General features: G+C 66.9%; 17 protein-coding genes and 2 tRNA genes. 10 read left to right on the forward strand and 9 right to left on the reverse strand.

Annotated features, from left to right (window positions below; all coding sequences use genetic code 11):
- Positions 1-13: 13 nt before the first annotated feature.
- The 3 genes from tsaE to MasN3_RS22475 are packed head-to-tail and all read left to right on the forward strand — an operon-like array spanning position 14 to position 2,695.
- On the forward strand, positions 14-502 hold the full coding sequence (tsaE, locus tag MasN3_RS22465; RefSeq protein WP_281910367.1) for a tRNA (adenosine(37)-N6)-threonylcarbamoyltransferase complex ATPase subunit type 1 TsaE: 489 nt from the start codon (positions 14-16) through the stop codon (positions 500-502).
- Positions 463-1,887, forward strand: coding sequence for an N-acetylmuramoyl-L-alanine amidase (locus MasN3_RS22470; RefSeq protein ID WP_281910368.1), 1,425 nt, complete (start codon positions 463-465; stop codon positions 1,885-1,887). The genes tsaE and MasN3_RS22470 overlap by 40 nt, the downstream gene beginning before the upstream one ends.
- Before the next feature lie 13 nt (positions 1,888-1,900).
- Positions 1,901-2,695 (forward strand): D-hexose-6-phosphate mutarotase, encoded by a 795-nt coding sequence (locus MasN3_RS22475; RefSeq protein ID WP_281910369.1) that lies wholly within the window; start codon positions 1,901-1,903, stop codon positions 2,693-2,695.
- Positions 2,696-2,856: 161 nt separating this feature from the next.
- Here MasN3_RS22475 and MasN3_RS22480 read toward each other — a convergent pair whose 3' ends face one another.
- A complete protein-coding gene (locus MasN3_RS22480) occupies positions 2,857-3,924 on the reverse strand; it encodes a carbonic anhydrase (protein WP_281910370.1) in 1,068 nt (355 codons plus the stop codon).
- A 119-nt stretch (positions 3,925-4,043) separates the two neighbouring features.
- On the reverse strand, positions 4,044-4,688 hold the full coding sequence (locus tag MasN3_RS22485; RefSeq protein ID WP_281914573.1) for a VTT domain-containing protein: 645 nt from the start codon (positions 4,686-4,688) through the stop codon (positions 4,044-4,046).
- Positions 4,689-4,824: 136 nt separating this feature from the next.
- On the opposite strand from MasN3_RS22485, the gene MasN3_RS22490 reads away from it, so the two are divergent.
- From MasN3_RS22490 to MasN3_RS22510, 5 genes are all read left to right on the forward strand, one after another.
- Positions 4,825-5,754: a peptidylprolyl isomerase gene (locus tag MasN3_RS22490; protein ID WP_281910372.1), complete on the forward strand. Its 930-nt coding sequence runs from the start codon at positions 4,825-4,827 to the stop codon at positions 5,752-5,754.
- A gap of 18 nt (positions 5,755-5,772) precedes the next feature.
- Complete coding sequence (mutL, locus tag MasN3_RS22495; RefSeq protein ID WP_281910373.1) at positions 5,773-7,701, forward strand: DNA mismatch repair endonuclease MutL; 1,929 nt, start codon at positions 5,773-5,775, stop codon at positions 7,699-7,701.
- A gap of 5 nt (positions 7,702-7,706) precedes the next feature.
- A complete protein-coding gene (miaA, locus tag MasN3_RS22500; RefSeq protein WP_281910375.1) occupies positions 7,707-8,657 on the forward strand; it encodes a tRNA (adenosine(37)-N6)-dimethylallyltransferase MiaA in 951 nt (316 codons plus the stop codon).
- Positions 8,658-8,739: 82 nt separating this feature from the next.
- Positions 8,740-8,816 (forward strand) — tRNA-Met (locus MasN3_RS22505).
- Between the two features lie 64 nt (positions 8,817-8,880).
- A tRNA-Met gene (locus MasN3_RS22510) sits at positions 8,881-8,957 on the forward strand.
- A 53-nt stretch (positions 8,958-9,010) separates the two neighbouring features.
- On the opposite strand, the gene MasN3_RS22515 is transcribed toward MasN3_RS22510, so the two are convergent.
- The 6 genes from MasN3_RS22515 to MasN3_RS22540 all read right to left on the reverse strand — a co-directional run bounded on the left by MasN3_RS22515 (position 9,011) and on the right by MasN3_RS22540 (position 14,417).
- Complete coding sequence (locus tag MasN3_RS22515; RefSeq protein ID WP_281910376.1) at positions 9,011-9,169, reverse strand: hypothetical protein; 159 nt, start codon at positions 9,167-9,169, stop codon at positions 9,011-9,013.
- 94 nt (positions 9,170-9,263) lie between these two features.
- Entirely contained in the window at positions 9,264-9,578 is a 315-nt protein-coding gene (locus MasN3_RS22520; protein ID WP_209587467.1) for a putative signal transducing protein, read from the reverse strand.
- 31 nt (positions 9,579-9,609) lie between these two features.
- The gene (locus MasN3_RS22525) at positions 9,610-10,875 is read right to left on the reverse strand and encodes a DUF445 domain-containing protein (RefSeq protein WP_281910379.1); all 1,266 of its coding nucleotides are present in this window, start codon (positions 10,873-10,875) and stop codon (positions 9,610-9,612) included.
- Positions 10,876-10,909: 34 nt separating this feature from the next.
- Complete coding sequence (locus MasN3_RS22530; RefSeq protein WP_281910381.1) at positions 10,910-12,067, reverse strand: CaiB/BaiF CoA transferase family protein; 1,158 nt, start codon at positions 12,065-12,067, stop codon at positions 10,910-10,912.
- Between the two features lie 15 nt (positions 12,068-12,082).
- Positions 12,083-13,225 carry an acyl-CoA dehydrogenase family protein gene (locus MasN3_RS22535; protein WP_281910382.1) on the reverse strand — a complete coding sequence of 381 codons (1,143 nt, stop codon included), beginning with the start codon at positions 13,223-13,225 and terminating at the stop codon, positions 12,083-12,085.
- A 10-nt stretch (positions 13,226-13,235) separates the two neighbouring features.
- The gene (locus MasN3_RS22540) at positions 13,236-14,417 is read right to left on the reverse strand and encodes a lipid-transfer protein (RefSeq protein WP_281910384.1); all 1,182 of its coding nucleotides are present in this window, start codon (positions 14,415-14,417) and stop codon (positions 13,236-13,238) included.
- A gap of 96 nt (positions 14,418-14,513) precedes the next feature.
- Here MasN3_RS22540 and MasN3_RS22545 point away from each other — a divergent pair, with 96 nt between their 5' ends.
- Both MasN3_RS22545 and ybaL read left to right on the forward strand, forming a co-directional pair.
- On the forward strand, positions 14,514-15,161 hold the full coding sequence (locus MasN3_RS22545) for a TetR/AcrR family transcriptional regulator (RefSeq protein WP_281910385.1): 648 nt from the start codon (positions 14,514-14,516) through the stop codon (positions 15,159-15,161).
- Positions 15,162-15,263: 102 nt separating this feature from the next.
- Positions 15,264-16,967 (forward strand): YbaL family putative K(+) efflux transporter, encoded by a 1,704-nt coding sequence (ybaL, locus tag MasN3_RS22550; RefSeq protein WP_281910387.1) that lies wholly within the window; start codon positions 15,264-15,266, stop codon positions 16,965-16,967.
- Between the two features lie 17 nt (positions 16,968-16,984).
- On the opposite strand, the gene MasN3_RS22555 is transcribed toward ybaL, so the two are convergent.
- A complete protein-coding gene (locus tag MasN3_RS22555; RefSeq protein ID WP_281910389.1) occupies positions 16,985-17,941 on the reverse strand; it encodes an IS1595 family transposase in 957 nt (318 codons plus the stop codon).
- Positions 17,942-17,960 lie beyond the last annotated feature (19 nt).

A 17,960-nucleotide genomic window follows, 5' to 3' on the forward strand; every position in this document is an offset into this window, starting at 1 on the left:
GCTATTTTATTCGATGCAGCCTTTCAAAGCCTACTTGCCCGACGAATCCGCCACTGCCGCCCTGGGTGCGGCGCTGGCACGCGCGCTCCAGCCCGGCCTGGTGATCTACCTGCACGGCGACCTGGGCGCGGGCAAGACGGCGCTCACCCGCGCCCTGATCCAGGCGGCCGGGCACAAGGGCACGGTCAAGAGCCCGACCTACACGCTGTCCGAGCCCTACCGCGTGCAGGTCGACGGCCAGGATATCAACATCATCCACTACGACCTGTACCGGATGTCGAGTCCCGAGGAATTCCTGGACGCGGGCTTCCGCGAAGACTTCGATGGCAGCAATATCTGCATCGTGGAATGGCCCGAAAAAGGCGAGCCGGTGTTGCCCTCACCCGACGTTCGAATCTTGCTTGACGTCAGCGGTCTCGGCCGTGAGGTAGAATTGCAGGCGTTGACTCAACCAGGCCTGCTATGTCTCGACCGCCTCGCCTACCCTCCACCGACTCCCTGATTCCTGGTTCGCCGCGCCGCCGCACCATGCTCAAGGCCGGCGGAACGCTGCTGCTCTCCGTGATCGCCCCGCTGCCGGCCAACGCCGCGCAGATCCTGGCCGTTCGTGTCTGGCCGGCGCCCGACTACACCCGCGTGACGCTGGAAAACGACAGCGACCTCAAGACCGAGCACTTCCTCCTGTCCGACCCGCCGCGGCTGGTGGTGGACATCGATGGGCTGGGGCTGAACAGCACCCTGAAGAGCCTGGTCGCCAAGATCGAATCGAACGACCCCTACATCCAGCAGGTGCGGGTCGGCCAGAACCGTCCGAACGTGGTGCGCCTGGTGTTTGACCTGAAGGAAGAGATCAAGCCGGAAGTGTTTACGCTGGCCCCGGTGGCCGGCTACCAGCACCGCCTGATCTTCGACCTCTACCCTACCCGGCCGGTCGATCCGATCGCCGCGCTGATCGAAAAGGGCGACTGGTTCAGCGAGGCGCCGACCTCGGCGGCTGCCGGCAGCGCCAATCCGGCCTCGCCCCTGCCCGCCGCGCCACCGGCCCAGTCCGGCGCCGTCCCGGAAGCCATCGCCAAGCTCGAATCCGAGATGTCGGCCCTGGACGGCACCCCGCCGCCGCATCCGGTGCAGCCGACGCCCTCGAAAGCCGGCGCCAAGGCGCCGCCGCCCAAGGTGGTACGGATGGTCACCATCGCGCTCGATCCGGGCCACGGCGGCGAGGACCCCGGCGCGATCGGCGCCAACGGCAGCCGCGAGAAGGATATCGTGCTGTCGGTGGCCAAGCGCCTCAAGGCCAAGCTCGAGCAACTGCCCAACACCCGCGTCATGCTCACCCGCGACGGCGACTATTTCGTGCCGCTCGGCCAGCGCGTGCAGAAGGCGCGCAAAGTGCAGGCCGACCTGTTCGTGTCGATCCACGCGGACGCCTGGATTTCGCCGACCGCGCGCGGCTCCTCGGTCTTCGTGCTGTCCGAGAAGGGCGCCAGTTCGAGCGCGGCGCGCTGGCTGGCGGACGGCCAGAACCGGGCCGACCTGGTCGGCGGCGCCAACTTCGCGGTGCAGGACAAGCAGATCGCGAGCGTGCTGTTCGACCTGTCGACCACGGCCCAGATCAACGACAGCCTCAAGCTCGGCAAGGCGGTCCTGCGCGAGATCGGCGGCATCAACCGCCTGCACAAGGCCTCGGTCGAGCAGGCCGGCTTCGCAGTGCTGAAAGCGCCTGACATCCCGTCGATTCTGGTGGAAACTGCATTCATCTCGAACCCGCAGGAAGAAGCCAAGCTGCGCGACGAGGCCTACCAGAACCAGCTGGCCGACGCGATCACGAACGGCATCAAGCGCTATTTCTCCGACAACCCGCCAATGGCCAAGAGCGGCCAGACCTGAGCCTGAATCGACCATGACCCTCGCCACCCACACCACCGTCGGGCAGCTGCCCGCGATCCGGATCCAGGCGCCGGACGGCGCCGAGGCCACCATCACCCTGTACGGCGCCCACCTGGTGTCGTGGAAGGGCGCGGACGGCCAGGAACGCATGTTCATGAGCGAAAAATCGGTGCTCGACGGCAGCAAGGCGTTGCGCGGCGGCGTGCCGGTGATCTTCCCGCAATTCGCCGAACGCGGCAAGGGCATGCGCCACGGCTTCGCCCGCGTGAGCAACTGGCGCCTGGAAGACAGCGGCCTGGACGAGGGCGCGGCCTGGGCCAGCTTCGACCTGGCGGCGGGCGACCTGCCGACCACCCTGGCCGACGCCTGGCCGCACACCTTCGCCCTGTGCCTGCGCGTGGCGGTGCGCGCCAACGAACTGCACATGACGTTCACCGTGCGCAACCTGGGCGCGGCGCCCTTCCCCTTCTCGGCGGCGCTGCACACCTACCACCTGGTGCCGGACGTGTGCGAGGCGCGCATCGAGGGCATCTCCTCGGACGAGATCTCGATCGTCGACAAGCTGGACGAGGTCTATCCGCACGTGGCGGGACGCGCCCAGCTGGCCACCAGCGCCGGGACGCTGGTGCTCGAACAGAGCGGCTTCACCGACGCGGTGGTGTGGAACCCGGGCGCGGTGGATGCGGCGGCGCTGCCGGACATGGAGAACGACGAGTACAAGCGCTTCGTGTGCATCGAGCCGGCCGTGCTCGATCCGGTGACGCTGGATGCGGGGCAGTCCTGGACCGGGACCTACCGCGTCAGCTGAAATGAAGAAGCCCAGGCCTGGAGCCCAGGCCTGGGGTCAGGTCTGACTTTCGGACACGGACTGAGCAATACAATCACGCAATGCTCGAGTTCGTGTCCAAATGTCAGACCTGACCCTCATGTAAGCCGCTCATGTAAGCCGGGCACTGCCCGGCTTCTTTTTTAGTTCGACTCCTTGATCATCCTGCCGTTACTTGGCTGGATCGGCCGCGCATTGAGCGGATACAGGCGCGAGAACAGCGCCATCTGCGCCGGCGACGCCTGCATGGTCTGCTTCATCACGATCCACAGCACGTCCTCGGTGCACGGCGGCTCGCTCAGGGAACCCATGTAGGTGAAGTACTCGCGCTTCTCAGGCAGCGCCTCGCGCGGATCGATCAGGATCGAGGGCGACACGGTCTGCTGCTTTTCCAGCGGCAGGTGGTTCCACACCGTCTGGATCAGGGGATTGGCCTTGCCGCGCTCGAGCAGCACCGCCAGCACCAGCAGCTTGCCTTCGTAGCTGCGGTGCACCAGGTGGATCACCATCTCGGTGCCCTTGCCGTTGATGCGCTCTTCCGATGGACGGTGGAAGTGGAACTGCTGCAGCTCGTAGCTCATGTTGCCGACCGTGAGGAAGTTGCCGCCGCCGACCGTCACCTGGATGGTGTGGCCGTTGTCGATCTCGCTGAACGAGCTGGGACGGTAATCGAAGGCGATCTGCTCGAGGTCGACCTTGATTCCGTCGCGCAGGTCGATCGGCGACTGGCGCTTGCCGGTATTGCACTTGGCCCAGTTCGAATTGATGTTCGACCAGTTGGCCGGACCGTACTCGCCTTCGTAGCTCCAGTGGGTGCCGTTCTTCGGCTTGTTGGCGGCGGCGATCGCGGCTTCGGCTTCCTTGCGGCGCTTGGCCTCAAGCGCTTTCCTCGCCTTGGCGGCCGCGGCGGCGCGGGCCGCCTGCTGCTCGCGCAACTGGGCCAGGCGCTCGGCGATACGCACCGACAGGTCGACTTCAGACTGTTCTTCGTCGCCTGCCGCGGGCGCCGGGCGGGCGGGCGCCGCGCCGCGGGCATCGGCCGCGGCGGCCAGGGCCTTCATGTCCGGCTTGACCGCGCCGGCAACCGGCTTGCCTTCGAGGATGGCCTTGACGGTGGCCGTCTTGCCATCGGTGGGCTTGGGAGCGGGGTCGCTCGCGCTTGCGCAGGCCATGGCAAGGCTGCAAGCGAACAGGGCGATGAGGTGGCGCATGAGAATCCAGGGGGTGGCTATCCTCATGCTTATCGGCAATAAGAGCGGCAAACTTGAGTGCGCTGGAACAAGAACGCCCCGAAAAATCGGGGCGCTGTGTGGATGGCAAGCCTGCGTACTTACCGGCTCAGCAAGTTGCGGCCGAATTTGTACAGGCCGCCGATCGCCAGCGGCACCATCGCCGCCGAGATGCCGACCAGCACGATCTCGCTCAGGTGGGCCTTGATCACCGGGATATCGCCGAACAGGTAGCCGGCGGTGACCAGGCTGCCCACCCACAAGACCGCGCCGGTCACGTTGAACATCTGGAAGCGGGTCAGCGTCATCTCGGACACGCCCGCCACCAGCGGCGCGAAGCTGCGCACCACCGGCACGAAGCGCGCCACGATGATGGTCTTGCCGCCATGCTTCTCGAAGAAATCGTGGGTGCGGCGCAGCGCGTCCTTGTTGATCCAGCGGTAGTTGTGCGTAAACACACGCTGGCCGATGGCCCGCCCGACGTAGTAGTTCACGGTATTGCCGGTCACCGCGGCCACGATCAGGAGGCTCATCAGGAGCGCGAAGTTCATCTGGCCGGTGGCGCAGAAGGCGCCCGCGATGAACAGCAGGGTGTCGCCGGGGAGGAAGAAGAACAGGACCAGTCCGGTTTCGGAAAACACGATCGCGAACAGCACGATGTAAACATAGGTTCCGTACTGGGCCAGGAGCGCGCCCAGCGTCCTGTCGACATGCAGGAGCATGTCGAATAACTGCATCAGATCCATCATCTTCCTAGAGGTTAGCCGCGCATCATACCACCAGTTACCCTCGCCGCATGCGCGACCATCCGGACGGCTTTACCTTCCGACCACATTCCCGCACAATCGACGGGATAAGCAATCGACAACATCTGGAGACCGCATGACCGCTTCGTTCAATGCATCACGCCTGGCGCTCGCCGCCCTGGCCCTGCTGGCCGCCGGCAGCGCCGGCGCCGCCCCCGCCAAGCCGGAAAAAGAATTGCCGCCGAAACCCTCGCTGGCTGACGTGCTCAAGGCATCCAAGCCCGGCGACTGGCGCGCGCTGGATCCGGACAACACCCTGTACATGGACCTGCCGACCGGCCGCATGATCATCGAACTGGCCCCGAGCTTTGCGCCAGCCACCGCCGCCAACATCCGCGCCCTGGTGCGCGAAAAATATTTCGACGACCTGTTCATCATCCGCTCGCAGGACGGTTTCGTGGTGCAGTGGGGCGATCCGGACGAGGAGAACCCGAAGCCGTTCAAGGCCGCCAAGACCGTCAAGGCCGAGTTCACCGCGCCGATCAAATCGGCCGGCAGCTTCACCCGCCTGAAGGATGGCGACGTGTATGCGCCCCAGGTCGGACACGTAGAAGGCTTCCCGGCCGCGCGCGACCCGGCAAGCGGCCAGACCTGGCTGGTGCACTGCCCGGCAATGATCGGCGTGGCGCGCGACACCGGTTCTGACACCGGCAACGGCTCGCAGCTGTACGTCGTCACCGGCCACGCGCCGCGCCACCTCGACCGCAACATCACCGTGGTCGGCCGCGTGGTCCAGGGCATGCCGCTGTTGTCGGTCCAGCCGCGCGGCACGGGCGCCGCCGGTTTCTACGAGAAGCCCGAGCAGCGCATGTCGCTCAAGCGGGTAGCCATGGCGGCTGACGTGCCGGAAGCCGAACGCAGCCGTTTGGAAGTGATGCGCACCGACAGCGCCACCTACCAGGCCGTGGTCGAGGCGCAGCGCAACCGCGGCGGGCCGTGGACCAAGGTCGCGGCCGGTAGGATCGACCTGTGCAATGCGCCGATCCCGGTGCGTGAGCAGAAATAGGCGGGATATAATCGGGGGATGAACGCGCCCGTCCCTACCGTTGCCACTGCGGCTGCTACTTCGCACCGCCCGATCCAGCAACTCCCCGACCAGCTCATCTCCCAGATCGCAGCCGGCGAAGTGGTCGAGCGGCCCTCCGCCGTGGTCAAGGAGCTGCTGGAAAACGCCCTCGACGCGGGCGCGACCCAGATCACCGTGCGCCTGGAAGAAGGCGGCGTCAAGCGCATCGCCATCACCGACAACGGCCGCGGCATCGCGCCGGAGCAGCTGCCGCTGGCGCTGGCGCGCCATGCCACCTCAAAAATCGCCTCGCTACACGACCTCGAACACGTCGGCACCCTGGGCTTTCGCGGCGAGGCGCTGGCCTCGATCGCCTCGGTGGCCGCGGTGCGCATCACCTCGCGCACGCCAGACGCCGCCCACGCCTGGGAAATCGTCGGCTCGCACGAGGGCACCGTGGCGCCCTCTTCCGGCGCCTTCGGCACCACCATCGACGTGCAGGACCTGTACTTCAACACCCCGGCGCGGCGCAAGTTCCTGAAGTCCGAGCAGACCGAATACGGCCACTGCGCCGAAGTCGTGCGCCGCATCGCGCTCTCGCGTCCCGACGTCGCTTTCAGCCTGACCCACAACGGCCGCACCATCGACCACTGGAACGTGAGCGAAGCGGCCAAGCGCAGCGGCCAGATCCTCGGCAACGACTTCGCCGAGGCGCGCCTGGCGCTGGACGAATCCGCGGGCCCCTTGCGCCTGCACGGCTACGTCGGCCTGCCGACCGCCTCCAAGGCGCGCGCCGACGGTCAGTTCTTCTACGTAAACGGGCGTTTCGTGCGCGACAAGCTGCTGGTGCACGCGGTGCGCGCGGCCTACCAGGACGTGCTGCACGGCGACCGCTTCCCCTGCTACGTGCTGTCGCTCGACCTCGACCCGGCGCTGGTCGACGTCAACGTCCACCCATCCAAGATCGAGGTGCGCTTCCGCGACAGCCGCGCGGTGCACCAGTTCGTGTTCCACGCGGTGCAGCGCGCACTGGCGCAGACTTCGGCCACCGCCCACGGCAGCGCGCCGGCGCCGATCTCCGCCGCCGAAGTCAAGCCCACCGGCACGCCGGTATGGGCGCCGCGCCCGCACGAGCAGACCTCGTTCGGCGCCCAGCTTGCGCCCACCTTCTCGCCCTCGCCCTTCGCGCCGGGCAGCCGCTGGGACGATCCACACCCGGCGCCGTCGACCGGCGGCGTGGCGCAGCGTCTTGAATCCTATGGCGCCCTGTTCGCCGCCGGCGGACCGGCCAGGGCCGAGGCCCCGGCCGGCGTGCCGCTGTCAGGCTCCGAGCGCCCGCTGTCGAACGAGGACTTCCCGCTCGGCTTCGCCCTGGCCCAGCTGCACGGCATCTACATCCTGGCCCAGAACACCAAGGGCCTGGTGCTGGTCGACATGCACGCGGCCCACGAACGCATCCTCTACGAGCAGATCAAGAACGCGCTGGACGCACGCGCGGCAGGCGAAGAACTGCAGGTGCAGCAACTCCTGATCCCGGTGACCTTCTACGCCGACGCCATCGAGGTGGCGACCGCGCAGGACCACGGCGAGACCCTGAAGACGCTCGGCTTCGACATCGCCGCCCTGTCGCCGACCACGCTGGCGGTGCGCACCGTGCCGACCCTCTTGAAGAACGCCGACGCCCAGACGCTGGCGCGCGACGTGCTGCGCGACGTGCGCGAATTCGGCGGCTCGCGCGTGCTGATCGAGCGCCGCAACGAGCTGCTCGGCACCCTCGCCTGCCACACGGCGGTGCGCGCCAACCGCATCCTCTCTGTGCAGGAGATGAACGCGCTGCTGCGCCAGATGGAGATCACCGAGCGCTCCGACCAGTGCAACCACGGCCGTCCGACCTGGGTCCAGCTCGAAATCTCGGCACTCGATAAACTCTTCCTGCGCGGGCAGTAATCAAGATGAGCAACAAGAAACCGATGGCCGTGGCCATCATGGGCCCGACCGCGTCCGGCAAGACCGCGGCGGCGCTGGCGATCGCCCGCACCCGCCCGGTCGAGATCATCTCGGTCGACTCGGCCCTGGTCTACCGCGGCATGGACATCGGCACCGCCAAGCCCAGTCTTGATGAGCTGGCCGCCGTGCCGCACCACCTGATCGACATCATCGACCCGCTGGAAGCCTATTCGGTGATGCAGTTCCGCGAAGACGCGATCCGGCTGGTGGGCGAGATCAGCGCGCGCGGCGCCCTGCCGCTGCTGGTGGGCGGCACCATGATGTACTTCAAAGGCCTGACCGACAGCCTGGACGAGCTGCCGACCGCCGACCCGGCCCTGCGCGCCCGGCTCGATGCGGAAGCGGCTAGAATCGGCTGGCCCGGCATGCACGCCAGGCTGCGCACGCTCGACCCGGTGACCGCCGAGCGCCTGAAACCAAACGACGCGCAACGCATCAACCGCGCGCTGGAAATCATCGCCCTGACCGGCAAGCCGATGTCCGAGCTGCTGGGCAAGCGCGAGAAGCCCGAGCTGCCGTTTGACTTGATCTCGTTCGCGCTGGAGCCCTCGGAGCGCGCCGTGCTGCACCAGCGCATCGCCCAGCGCTTCGACGCCATGCTGGGGGAGCGCGACGACGCGGGGCTGGTGGCGGAAGTGGCGCGCCTGCGCGCGCGCGGCGACCTGTCGCCAAGCCTGCCCTCGATCCGCTGCGTCGGCTACCGCCAGACCTGGGACTACCTGGACGGCAAGATCGACCGCGCCGAGCTGCGCGAACTGGGCATCATCGCCACGCGCCAGCTGGCCAAGCGCCAGATCACCTGGCTGCGCGCGATGCCGGAGCGGATCGTGATAGACTGCCTGGGTACGGACCCGACGGGCGAGCTGATGCACAGGCTGAGCCAGTTGGAAAAATGACATTGACGCGAGATTTTTGCGTCGCAGATCGGCGTCCAGCCTTGACAGGCGGCGCGCCGGCATCGATAATGCCTGCCGTTGCGGTGATATAGCTCAGCTGGTTAGAGCACAGCACTCATAATGCTGGGGTCGGTGGTTCAAGTCCACCTATCACCACCACAGAATTCCAAACGGATGGCTTGGCTCGCAGGGTCAAGCCATTTTGTTTCCGCGGTACTTTTTCGGTGATATAGCTCAGCTGGTTAGAGCACAGCACTCATAATGCTGGGGTCGGTGGTTCAAGTCCACCTATCACCACCAGACAGAAACGGCCCGGTTCTCGCGAACCGGGCCGTTTTCTTATCAAGATCGACTCAGTGCTTCTTGCCGCCACCCGAAATCTTGTTCTCGGTGGCCCAGGCGCGCCGTTCCGCTTCCTTCTTCGGCACCCCCTTCTTCTCGTAGCCCTGCTCGATATGCTCGGCCTGGCGCTTCTGCTTGTCCGTGTAGGACGATTTATCACCTTGAGGCATGATGAGGCTCCTTTCGACGGTGGGATAGTCCACGATGAAAGCCTACGCTCCTGCCCGCCCTTGTAACGTTCGGTAGCTCACGCAAAGGGAGCTTCTACTCAGCAGTAAAGGACTCGTCCAGCGCATAGTCGCCGCGCGCCAGGCCCGCCAATACGGCGCCGGCCTGCTGCAGGTAGTCCGAGGGCACCAGGATGCGCACGCCCCCCAGCGCCGGGGCCAGCAGCAGGTCGGTCTGCATCAGGTGGGCGTCCGCCAGCACGGCCGGAATGCCGGCGGCGACCAGGCAGCCCTGGGCCAGCGTGGCTTCCATCGGCACCAGGTACCTGGCGATGATGAACAGGTCGCGGCCGGGGATCTGGACCACCTCCGGGTTGGCGGCCAGCCAGGCGTTCAGTGCGAGTTGTTCCATGCGACCCCCTCTTGGTAATTTTACCGTTCGGTCAAAACAGCGCATGCGCCTGTGACAGCAGGTACAGGGTGACGCCGATCAGGCCACCGACGATGGTGCCGTTGATGCGAATGTACTGCAAGTCCTTGCCGATGTTGAGTTCGATTTGCTCGGACATCTCGCGGTCGTCCCACTGTTTCACCGTATCGGCGATGTGGCGGGTCAGGAAGCCGGCGAACTCGGGGGCGACGCCGCGCGCCGCCGATTCCAGGTTCTCGCTCAGGGAAGCGCGCAGCTGCGGGTCCTCGGCCAGCACCTTGCCGACCCAGGCCCCGGTCGCCACCAGGCGCCGGCGCAGGCGCGAATCCTCGCGCTGCAGGTCCTGCTTGACCCAGCCCTTCAGCTCGCCCCACAGGGTGGCGAGATAGCCATTGAGCGTCTCGTCGCCCAGCAGGTAGGCCTTGATCTCGTCCGCCTTGCCGGCGAAGGACGGGTCGGCCTTGAGGCGCTCGATGAATTCCTGGGTGAAGCTGTCGAAACGCGCGCGCAAGGGGTGGGACGGATCGCTTGCTACCTTGTTCAGGATGCCGGAGGCAAGCCGCACCGCCAGGCCGGCGCCCTTGCGGCCGATCAGCTCCGAGGGCAGCATGCTTTCGATGAAGGCATAGTCTTCCTTGAGCCAGTCGACGATGCCCTGCGAGATGGTGGCCTGGGTGTCGGCATTGTCGAGCAGGCGCGCCAGTTGCGTGATGCCTTCGTTGAGCAGTTCCTGGTGGCGCCCGTCGCGGGTCAGGCTCTCCAGGATGGTGCCGGCCGACTTCGACAGGTCGACGCTGTTCACCATGGCGTGCACGGCGCGCCGGATGAAACCCTGCACCGCGCTGTCCTCGATGAAATCGAGCAGCCAGACGCCCACCCGCACCAGGTGCCGGCCCAGCAGCTCGGTGTTGGCGGGCTTGACCAGCCAGTCGGCCACCTTCTGCACCGGGTCGTGGCGCTGGATCAGCCCGACGATCGATTCGGTGTCGAGGAATTTTTCGTGCACGAAGCGCCCCAGATTGTCGGCAATGCGCTCCTTGTTCTTGGGGATGATCTCGGTATGGCGCGCGACGATCGGGATCGGCACGCGCTTGAACAGCGCCACCACCGCGAACCAGTCGGCCAGCGCGCCGACCATGGCGGCCTCGGAAAAGGCGCGCAGCAGGCCGGTCCACCAGTTCTGGGGCAGGAACAGGGTCAGCACGAACAGCAAGGCCGCACCCGCGAAGAACGCGAGCGCCAGCATTTTCGATCGCCGCAGTTCGGCTTCTTTCGTCATAGGCTCCGGGGTCATGCCGTCCACCCCATGCATGCTATATGACTTCGCCGTTTCTCAGCGCTTCGATTGCCTGCCTGGTGAACCCCCAATCGGCCAGGATCGCCTCGCTGTCCGCTCCGGGGCTGCTCGGCACGCCGGGAGTGGTGGGAACCGTGCGGCTGAAGCGCGGCGCCGGCGCCGGCTGGGTGACGCCGTCGATCTCGACAAACGTGCGCCGGGCCGCATTGTGCGGGTGGCGTGGCGCCTCTTCCAGGTCGAGCACCGGCGCGAAGCACACCTCGGTGCCCTCCAGCAGGCGGCACCATTCGTCGCGCGTCTTCGTGAGGAACAGCTCGGCGAAGCGTTCCTGCAGCGCCGGCCAGTGCGCCTTGTTCCAGCGCTTGGTAAACAGCGGATCGCCCTGCCCGGTGAGCTTCAGCAGGGTGGCGAAGAACTGCGGCTCGATGGCGCCGATCGAAATGAACTTGCCGTCGCTGCAGGCATAGGTGTCGTAGAACGGCGCGCCGCCGTCGAGCAGGTTGCCTTCGCGCTGGGCGCTCCAGCTGCCCGCGCTGCGCAAGCCGTACAGCATGGCGCCGAGCAGCGCCGCGCCGTCGGTCATGGCGGCATCCACCACCTGGCCCCGGCCGGACTTGCGCGCCTCCAGCACCGCGCAGACGACGCCGAAGGCCAGCATCATGCCGCCGCCGCCGAAGTCGCCCACCAGGTTCAGCGGCGGCGGGGGCGGACTGTCGGCCCGGCCGGTCGAGTACAGCATGCCCGACAGGGCAAGGTAGTTGATGTCGTGCCCCGCCGCCTGCGCCAGCGGTCCGGTCTGGCCCCAGCCGGTGACGCGGCCATACACCAGCTTCGGGTTGCGCTCCAGGCATTCGTCCGGGCCCAGGCCCAGGCGCTCCATCACGCCCGGCCGGAAACCTTCCAGCAGGACGTCGGCCCGTTCGATCAGCTTCATCGCCGCGCAGCGCCCGGCCGCACTCTTGAGGTCGAGCGCGAGCGAGCGGCGCCCGCGCGCCATCACGTCGTGGCGCGTGCCCAGCACCGGGTAGGGTGTGTCCGCGTCGGGACTGGCCCCAGCCTTCCTGTCGATGCGGATCACCTCCGCCCCCATGTCCGCCAGCATCATCGCGGCGAACGGGCAAGGGCCGATGCCGACCATCTCGACCATCCGTACTCCTGCCAATGGTCCTGCCATTTTCGTCAACCTCCCTCAGAGCGAACGGGCGATGATCTCTTTCATGATCTCGTTGGCGCCGCCATAGATGCGCTGGACCCTGGCGTCCACGTACATCTGGGCGATCGGGTATTCCAGCATGTAGCCATAGCCGCCGAACAGCTGCACGCACTGGTCCACCACCTTGCACTGCAGGTCCGAGATCCAGTATTTCGCCATCGAGGCGCGCACCGTGTCCATGCGCCCGGCAAGCATGTCCTCGATGCAGCGGTCGATGAAGATGCGCGCGACGGTCGCCTCGGTCTTGATCTCGGCCAGCACGAAACGGGTGTTCTGCATCTCGATGAGGGCCTGGCCGAAGGCCTTGCGCTCGCGGGTGTGCTCGATCGTGAGCTGCAGGGCGCGCTCGATGGCGGCCACACCGCATACGCCGAGGATGGTGCGCTCGTAGGGCAGCTCGGTCATGAGCTGGGCAAAGCCCCTGCCCTCCTCGCCCCCCAGCACGTTCGCCAACGGGACGTAGGCCTCGTCGAAGAACAGCTCGCAAGTGTCCTGGCCTTTCTGCCCCACCTTGTCCAGGATGCGGCCGACGCGAAAGCCGGGGTTGTCCCGCGTTTCCAGCAGCAGGAGCGAGACGCCCTTGGCGCCGGCGGCCGGGTCGGTCTTGGCCACCACCAGGATCAGGTCGGCCAGGTAGCCGTTCGAGATGAAGGTCTTGGAGCCGCTCACCCGGTAGCCATCGAGGTCGCGCACGGCCGTGGTACGGATGCCTTTCAGGTCCGAGCCGGCGCCCGGCTCGCTCATGGCGATCGCCGCGATCATCTCGCCGCTAGCCAGGCGCGGCAGGTATGTCCGTTTCTGCTCCTCGGTGCCCTGGTTCAGCAGGTAGTGCGCGACGATCGCGTGGACATGGATGCCGAAGGCGGTGTCGCCGCCATAGGACAGCTCTTCGAACACCACCGCCATGTGGGCGAAGCTGCCGCCGGCGCCGCCGTATTCTTCCGGGATGTCGGCCAGCAGCAGGCCCATCTCGCCGGCCTTGCGCCACAGGTCGCGGTCGACGTGCTGCTGCTCGCGCCAGGTCTGCTGGTGCGGCGTGATCTCGCCGACCACGAAGCGGCGCACGGCATCGCGAAACGCGTGCAGTTCCTCGTTCATCCAGGGGGACGTGATCTGCATGCGCGTCCCCTCAGCCGTTGCGGTACATGGTGACGACGCAGGCGCCGCCCAGGCCCAGGTTGTGCTGCAGCGCCACGCGCGCGCCCTCGACCTGGCGCGCCTCGGCAGAGCCGCGCAGCTGGTGGGTCAGCTCGTAGCACTGGGCCAGGCCGGTGGCCCCCAGCGGGTGGCCTTTCGAGAGCAGGCCGCCGGACGGGTTGGTGACCACCCGCCCGCCATAGGTGTTGTCGCCCTCGCGGATGAACTTGTCGGCGCCGCCTTCCGGGCACAGGCCCAAGGCTTCGTAGGTGATCAGTTCGTTGTGCGCGAAGCAGTCGTGCAGCTCGACCACGTCCAGGTCTTGCGGGCCGAGACCGGACTGCTCGTACACCTGCTGCGCGGCCGAGCGGCTCATGTCGTAGCCGACCAGGCGCATCATGTCGCCGCCTTCGAAGGTGTTCGGGCGGTCGGTGGTCATGGCCTGGGCGGCGATATGGACGTCGCGGCGCAGGCCGTGGCGCAGCGCGAATTCGCCCGACACCAGCACGCAGGCTGCCGCGCCGCAGGTCGGCGGGCAGGCCATCAGGCGCGTCATCACGCCCGGCCAGATCGCGGGGGCGTCGAGCACGTCCTGGGCCGTGACCTCCTTGCGGAACAATGCCAGCGGATTGTTCACGGCGTGGCGGCTGGCCTTGGCGCGGATGCGCGCAAAGGCCTCCAGCGGCGTGCCGTACTTGTCCATGTGCGCCAGGCCCGCGCCGCCGAAGTAGCGCAGCGCCAGCGGGATGTCCGGCTTGCCCACCAGGCGGTCGGTGACCTCGTCGAAGGCGTCGAAGGGCGTCGGGCGGTCGGTGAAAACCGAGCCGAGGGCGCCGGGACTCATCTGCTCGAAGCCGAGCACCAGCACGCACTCGGCGGCGCCGCTGGCGATCGCCTGGCGGCCGAGGAACAGCGCGGTCGAGCCGGTCGAGCAGTTGTTGTTGACGTTGACGATCGGGATGCCGCTCATGCCCACCGCGTACAAGGCCTTCTGGCCACTGGTCGAATCGCCGTAGACGTAGCCGGCATAGGCCTGCTCCACCTGGTCGTAGACGACGCCGGCATCTTCCAGCGCGGCGCGCGCCGCCTGCGCACCCATCTCGTGGTAGGGGCTGCTCGCGCCCGGCTTGGCGAAAGGGATCATCCCGACGCCGCTGACATACACCTTCCGCATCCTGTCTCCTGTTTCTTGACTAGGTCGCACGACCTACTATTGATCAATTATAGGTCAGTCGTACTATTTACGATATGCCTCTGCGATAATCGTGCGATGCCCTCCATTTCCGACGATTCCATCGATAACGCCCTGCGCAATAAGGCCTCCACCACCACCGAAAAAGGCTTCGGGCGCGCGGTCGAGATCCTGCAGGTTGCGCACCGCCTGCTGGCCGCCGAAGGCTATGCCGGGCTGACGATGCGGCGCGTGGCCCAGGAAGCCGGCATGAGCCTGTCGAACCTGCAGCATTACTACGGCAGCAAGGAGCAGCTGCTCGAAGCCCTGCTCCTGACCACGATGGACGAGTTCCAGGCCAAGATGGACCGGATCGCGGTGGCGATGGCCGGCCGGCCGCAGGTGGAACGCTTTCTGACCACGGTCGACATGTTCCTCGACGAGATCACCGAGCCGACCATGCATGCGATCTTCTTCGAGATCTGGGCGCTGGCCTCGCGCCACCCTTTCGCGTCCAGCCTGATGGGCAAGATGATCGGGCGCGAGCGCAAGGCGGTGTATGGCCTGATCCATGGCCTGAATCCGGCCATCGACGACGAACAGTGCATGGAACGTGCGGTGCTGATCGTGGCGCAAATCCAGGGGCTGATGCTGTTCCGGCTGGACCGCAATGCGCGGCCGGAACAGTACGCCGCAGTGCGCGCATCGCTGCATAAAGTGCTGCTATCCCTCGCAGGCGTGCCGTGATCTGCCGCTAACTGGCGCAAAGTCGGCCATAAAAAGTGCCGATGAGCGCTTTCCCGTCGCGTATACTCGCGGGCTTGTCAATCTGCCACGGAGGCCGCACGGATGCACCATGAACTCAGTCTGATCACCACCATCGCAGCCGCACTGGGCTTCGGCCTCGTGTTCGGCATGCTCGCCATTCGCCTGAAACTGCCCGCGCTGGTCGGCTACCTCGCCGCCGGCGTCCTGATCGGTCCGGCCACACCGGGCTTCGTCGCGGACGTGCAGCTGGCTTCCCAATTGGCGGAGATCGGGGTGATGCTGCTGATGTTCGGCGTCGGCCTGCACTTCTCGCTGGGCGACCTGCTCGACGTGAAGAAGATCGCCCTGCCCGGCGCGCTGCTGCAGATCGGCGTGGCGACGGCGATGGGCATCGGCCTGGCCCATTGGTGGGGCTGGGGCCTGGGTGCGGGACTGGTGTTCGGCCTGGCGCTGTCGGTGGCCAGTACCGTGGTGCTGCTGCGCGCGCTCGAGGCGCGCGGCGTGCTCGATTCCATGAACGGCCGCATCGCGGTGGGCTGGCTGGTGGTCGAGGACCTGGTGATGGTGCTGGTGCTGGTGATGCTGCCGGCCCTCGCAGGTCCCTTGGGCGGCAAGGGCGATGCCGGCGCCGAGCTGTGGCCGGCGCTGGGCAAGACCCTGCTGCAGGTGGGCGCCTTCGTCGCCTTCATGCTGGTGGTCGGCCGCAAGATCTTCCCGTGGTTCCTGTGGCGGGTCGCCAAGACCAATTCGCGCGAACTGTTCACGCTGTCCGTGATCGCCGCGGCGGTCGGCATCGCCTTCGCCTCCTCGGCGCTGTTCGGCGTGTCCTTCGCGCTGGGCGCCTTCTTCGCCGGCATGGTGCTGCGCGAATCCGAACTGAGCCACCGCGCGGCGGAAGAATCGCTGCCGCTGCGCGACGCATTCTCGGTGCTGTTCTTCGTCTCGGTCGGCATGCTGTTCGACCCGATGGTGCTGGTGCAGTATCCGCTGGAGGTGCTGGCGACCGTGGCGATCATCCTGTTCGGCAAGTCGCTGGCGGCCTTCGTGCTGGTGCTGGCGCTGCGCTATCCGATCAACACCGCCGTCACGGTATCGGCCTCGTTGGCCCAGATCGGCGAGTTCTCCTTCATCCTGGCGGCGCTGGGCATGCAGCTCGAACTGCTGCCGGAACTGGGGCAGAACCTGATCCTGGCCGGCGCCATCATCTCGATCGCGGTCAATCCGCTGATGTTCAGCCTCGCCTCGCCGCTGGAAAAATGGCTGCAGGCCAGGCCCGAGCTGGCGCGCAAGCTGGAGCGCCCGGCCGACCCGTTGGCCGAGCTGCCGATGGAGACGGAGCGCGAAAAACTGAGCGGACAGGTGGTACTGGTGGGCTTCGGCCGCGTCGGCCGCCGCATCGCCGACGACCTGGTGGCGCGCGGCGTGCACTTCGTGGTGGCGGAGCAGAACCGCGAGGTCGTCGAGCAGCTGCGCGGGCGCGGCATCCCGGCGGTGGCCGGCAACGCGGCCGAGCCGGCGGTGCTGATCCAGGCCCACATCACCCATGCGGCCCTGTTGGTGATCGCCACGCCCGACACCTTCCATGTGCGCCGGATGGTGGAGATCGCGCGCATGCTCAACCCCGCGGTCAAGGTGGTGGTGCGCTCGCATAACGAGGGCGAGGCGGCGCTGCTGCGCGAGGAGACCGGCGGCAAGGTGTTCGTCGGCGAGCAGGAGCTGGCGGCCAGCATGACCCGGCATGTGATGGAGACGCTGAGGGAACCGGTGGCGGTCCATCAGGCATAAAAAAGGCGCTGTTCTCATTATGTGTGGAAGATCCCGATCGCCGCTCTCAGGAAGCGCTCGGGCGACGCGATCCGTTCCCCGTCGAGCGCCCAGCGCCAGCCGAGGTAATTGGGCAGGTAGCGCGAGGCCACGCCGTGAAAACGCGCCAGCCAGCTGCGCAGGCGCTGGTGGTAGGCGTTGACGTTTTGCACGTGCACCGCACACCGCACGCGCTCACCGAGGCGCAAGTTGACGAAGGCGTGTGCGATGCGCGCCTGGCGGGCAAAGGTCCGGTAGGCGCGATGGCCGTCGGTCACGAGCAGCACGTCCGGATCGAGCATAGGGCGCAGGTGCCGGTGCAATTGCTTCACTGTTACGGCAGCCCGACCCGTGACGAAGGAACAGGTCTGGCCGGCACGGTCGCGTGCGACCAGGATGCAGTCGTGTTCCTGGCTGATGCCACGGCTATGGGCGACACCGCCGCGCTTGCGTGCCGGTCGGTCGAGCTTGTGCGAACCCTTTTGCGATTCCAATAGAAACATCTCGTCGGCCTCGGCGATGCCGGCCAGGCGTTCCGGCTGGTCCCGTCTTGCGCCGTCGAGAAAGCGGTGGCGCCAGCGAAAGCTGGTAGTGCGGTGTACGCCAAGCAGCTTGGCGGCGGCCCGCACGCTGCGCGAATCCAGCATCTGTTTGAGGAAGTCGAGCCATTTGCCGCGGTGGCGCAGGCGTGCCAGCGGTGTGCCGCTCAGGGCGCTAAAGATGCGTCCGCAGGCGCAGCAACGGTAGCGCTGCAGGCCGCGGTTGAGGCCGTGGCGATAGTGACGATTGCTGCCGCAGTCGGGACAGCACAAGGGTGCCGGCCGCGCGCCGTCGATCGCCGCACAAACGCTGTCGAGCCCGATTGCCGGCTGTAACGCCGTGGCAAGCTGGGCTCGCTGCTGCCGGGTAAGCGAGGGCAAGCTGCGCAGCAATCGGCTAAAACCTGTCGGCCGCATCGATCCTCCTGGCGATTCA

This window comes from Massilia varians (assembly GCF_027923905.1).
Taxonomy (GTDB): Bacteria; Pseudomonadota; Gammaproteobacteria; order Burkholderiales; family Burkholderiaceae_D; genus Telluria; species Telluria varians_B.